This window comes from Mesorhizobium sp. M7A.F.Ca.ET.027.03.2.1 (assembly GCF_003999175.1).
GTDB lineage: Bacteria > Pseudomonadota > Alphaproteobacteria > Rhizobiales > Rhizobiaceae > Mesorhizobium.
The window spans coordinates 1-3,071 of the sequence record NZ_RZOM01000759.1 but is presented as its reverse complement, the minus strand read 5'-3'; the positions used below and the strand labels follow the sequence as shown (position 1 = coordinate 3,071).

Annotated in this window: 4 protein-coding genes; 1 reads left to right on the top strand and 3 read right to left on the bottom strand. The window is 63.1% G+C overall.

What is annotated here, in order from left to right:
* A partial coding sequence (locus EN750_RS26320; protein WP_127398333.1) for a LysR substrate-binding domain-containing protein occupies positions 1 to 638 on the top strand: 638 nt, incomplete at its 5' end.
* 45 nt (positions 639 to 683) lie between these two features.
* Here EN750_RS26320 and EN750_RS26315 read toward each other — a convergent pair.
* The 3 genes from EN750_RS26315 to EN750_RS26305 all read right to left on the bottom strand — a co-directional run.
* Positions 684 to 1,733, bottom strand: a complete 1,050-nt coding sequence (locus EN750_RS26315; protein ID WP_127398331.1) for an aldo/keto reductase — start codon at positions 1,731 to 1,733, stop codon at positions 684 to 686.
* 177 nt (positions 1,734 to 1,910) lie between these two features.
* Positions 1,911 to 2,165, bottom strand: coding sequence for a type II toxin-antitoxin system Phd/YefM family antitoxin (locus EN750_RS26310; RefSeq protein WP_127380713.1), 255 nt, complete (start codon positions 2,163 to 2,165; stop codon positions 1,911 to 1,913).
* 385 nt (positions 2,166 to 2,550) lie between these two features.
* A partial coding sequence (locus EN750_RS26305) for a YggS family pyridoxal phosphate-dependent enzyme (RefSeq protein WP_127398329.1) occupies positions 2,551 to 3,071 on the bottom strand: 521 nt, incomplete at its 5' end.

Sequence of the window (3,071 nt, the reverse complement as noted above, 5' to 3'; positions counted from 1 at the left end):
GTGCTTCACCGCGCGGGCGCTTGCGCGTCAACAGCTACGTGCCCTTCGGGGTGCACCGGCTGATCCCGCTTCTGCCTCGGTTCCTCGAACGCTACCCCGAGATCTCAGTCGATCTGGTGCTGACCGACAGCGTCATCGACCTGATGGCGGAACGCGCCGATGTCGCCATACGTGCCGGGCCGCTGAGTGAGTCACGGCTGGTGGCGCGCAAGCTCGGGCAAAGCCCGGTGGTCGTAGTTGCAGCACCTTCCTATCTGGAGGCGCACGGCACGCCGCTGACGCCAGCGGATCTCGACGGGCACAACCGCATGGGCTTCGGGTTCGTCAGGCATCTCGATGGCTGGCCGTTCCTCGACGCGGACGGCCGCGCCATCATGGTTCCGATCACCGGCAACGCGCTGGTCAGCGATGGCGAGGCGATGCGGCTGATGGCGCTGGCCGGCGCGGGCATCGCCCGGCTGGCCCGCTGGCATATCGCCGCCGACATCGCTGCCGGCAGGCTGGTGTCGCTGCTGGAGGCATTCAATCCGGGCGACGAGGAGCCCACCCACGCCGTCTATGTCGGCCAGGGCCGGCATCTGCCGGCGCGGGTGCGCGCCTTCCTCGATTTTCTGGGCGAGAGCGTTCGGCTGAGCTGACATCCCGGGAGCCACGGGCTCCCGGGATGTCAGCGTGGGCTATATTTATGCTTTCGGCGTGAACGGCGCCGGGCGGCGGCCCGCTGCCTGGCGCTCCAGCATCCAGCCGGGATATTCGGACGGCAGGGCGCTGACCTCGTCGAGACGAAGCAGATCGTCGCTGTCGAGCTTCACTTCAGTCGCTGCAAGGTTCTGCTCCAGCTGCTCCATGCGGCTGGCGCCGATGATGGCGCTCATCACGAAGGGCTTGGCCAGGACATAGCCGAGCGCCACCGTGGCGACGCTGACATCATGCTTTTTGGCGATTTCGCGCATGACGCCAACGGCCGCCCAGGCGCGGTCTTCGTTGACCGGCGGGAAGTTGAAGGACGCGCGGCGGCCTTCGCCATTGCCGGGTGCACCGGGGCCGTACTTGCCGGAGAGCAGGCCACCGGCCATCGGCGACCACACCATCAGGCCGAGCTTCTCCTCATTGAGCAAGGGTACGATCTCGCGCTCGAGATCGCGGCCGGCGATCGAATAGTAAGATTGCACGGTCTCGAAACGGGCAAAGCCCTTGCGCTCGGCGATGCCGAGCGCCTTGGCGATGCGCCATGCCGCCCAGTTGGAGACGCCGACATAGCGAACCTTGCCGCTGGCAACGAGATCGTCGAGCGCCCGCAGCGTTTCGTCAATCGGCGTCACGGTGTCGGTGCCGTGCAGTTGATAGAGATCGATATGGTCGAGTTGCAGCCGCTTCAGGCTGGCATCGACCGAGTCCATGATGTGGCCGCGTGACGAGCCGCGCTGGTTCGGGCCGTCGCCCATGGCGCCATGCGCCTTGGTGGCGATGACCACATTCTGCCTGTTGACCTTGAGATCCCTGAGCGATTGGCCAAGCAGGCGCTCGGATTCGCCGAAGGAGTAGACGTCGGCGGTGTCGAAAAAATTGACGCCGGCGGCGAGCGAATGGGCGACGATCTCATTGACGCCCTTCTGGTCGAGGCTGGCGATCAGGCCCCATTGGGCATTCTGACCGGCGGCGCCGAAGGTCATGGTGCCGAGGCACAGTTCGGAGACGAACATCCCCGTATTTCCAAGCTGGTTGTAACGCATGGTGGCGGCTCCAGAGAGTTTGTGATGACGCAAAGCAAATAGGAACGGTACGTTTCGTTTCCAATTGCTGGCTCAACGAGCCCGCCGAGTTGGCCTATAACCCCTCACCGCAGCTAATGCCGCCATCAGAAAAGCGCCCGCTGCATTCACCGAACGAGGTTCGCATGAGTATGCGGATTATAAGTCTATAACTCGGATCTTCGTCTTCGGGCGGCGATTGACCTCCTCGACGAAGTCGTCATCCCACACGGGACCTGAGAGAAGATATTCCGCAAGCGAAGGTGTTGCGCCGACCAGTCGGTCGTAGTCCTCGGGGGAGAGTACGACAGCAGTTGGCTTTCCGCGCACCGTGATGGTTTGTGGCCCTTGTTCCCGCGCCTGCCGTACGAGTTTCGACAGATTGTTCTTCGCGTCCTTAAGATGCCAGTTCAAGGCAGGGTTTCCGCTCGAACAGATGTGTTCGCCAGTTCCTCGACATGGGTTGGAAGCTATTGGCAGCGAGAATCTATAGCCTCTTTCGGCGGCAGATCGCAAACCATCGGGGATTGGCCTAAACATCTCTCTCGCCGTCATCCACGGGCGGAGCAAGGAGCGCAGCGACGCAGCGCAGACCCGAGGATCCATGCCGCGACATCTGCCGAAGAATGCAGCGGAACAGAATTCTGCACCGCTGCATTTTCCTTGTCGGCACGGCATGGATCCTAGGGTCTGCGCTCCGCTTCGCGTCGCTCCGCCCTAGGATGACGAAGGTGTGGTGGCCTGCAGCCAATCGAATATGTTGGAATTTAGCGACTAGAGACCGGTCTGTGCATCGGAACTATCGGCTGCCGAAGATCGCCGAACCGACGCGGACGCTGGTGGCGCCGAAGGCGACCGCGGTCTCATAATCGCCGGACATGCCCATCGAAAGTTTGGCGACGTTGGCTTCCTTGCCGAGCTTTTCCAACAGCGCGAAGTGCGGGCCGGGATTCTCGTCGGCCGGCGGGATGCACATCAGGCCCTCGATGGCGAGGCCATGCACGTCGCGGCAGCGGGTGACGAAAGCGACGGCGTCGCGAGGCTCGATGCCGGCCTTCTGCGGCTCGGAGCCGGTGTTGACCTGGACATAGAGTTTTGGCGCGCGGCCCTGTTTGGCGATCTCTTTGGCGAGTTCGGCGGCGATCTTCTCGCGATCGACCGTCTCGATGACGTCGAACAGCGCCACCGCTTCCCGAGCCTTGTTGGATTGCAGCGGGCCGATCAGATGCAGTTCGATGCCAGGAAAAGCTTCCTTCAGATCAGGCCATTTGGCTTGCGCCTCCTGCACACGGTTCTCGCCGAAGACGCGCTGGCCGGCTT